The sequence below is a fragment of the Vibrio sp. 1727 genome, assembly GCF_033344415.1.
Taxonomy (GTDB): domain Bacteria; phylum Pseudomonadota; class Gammaproteobacteria; order Enterobacterales; family Vibrionaceae; genus Vibrio; species Vibrio alginolyticus.
Genome location: NZ_JAWPOT010000467.1, coordinates 1 through 587 on the forward strand (window position 1 = coordinate 1; position 587 = coordinate 587).

At 48.2% G+C, this 587-nt stretch carries 1 protein-coding gene; it reads right to left on the bottom strand.

The genetic code is table 11. The features are described from left to right. Window positions 1-587: 3-isopropylmalate dehydrogenase (gene leuB, locus R8O10_RS26395; RefSeq protein ID WP_318192122.1), on the bottom strand; the 587-nt coding region annotated here is incomplete at its 5' end.

A 587-nucleotide genomic window follows, 5' to 3' on the forward strand; every position in this document is an offset into this window, starting at 1 on the left:
TTATGAGTTCAAAATGTACTCAGCGATCTTGTCACCCATTTCTGATGTCGTCAGTGCAGGCTTGTCGCTTGCTAGGTCTGCGGTAAGCTCGCCTGCCGAAAGTGCTTTAGATACTGCGGATTCGATATCTTGCGCCGCAGCTTCTTCGCCAAGACTGTAACGCAGCATCAGTGCAGCAGAAAGGATCTGCGCAACTGGGTTAGCAATGTTTTTGCCTGCGATATCTGGTGCGCTGCCACCGGCAGGCTCGTATAGGCCGAACTTGCTTTCGTTAAGACTTGCTGAAGGCAACATGCCCATAGAGCCCGTGATCATTGCACACTCATCAGAGATGATGTCGCCAAAGATGTTTGAACATAACATGACGTCAAACTGGGCTGGGTCTTTGATTAACTGCATGGTCGCGTTGTCGATGTACATGTGAGACAACTCGACATCTGGGTAGTCTTTGGCAATCTCTTCCACAACTTCACGCCATAAGATAGAACTCTGCAGAACGTTTGCTTTGTCAATTGAGCACACTTTCTTACGACGTAGACGAGCCGATTCAAACGCGATTTTTGCAATACGTTCGATTTCGTAACGGT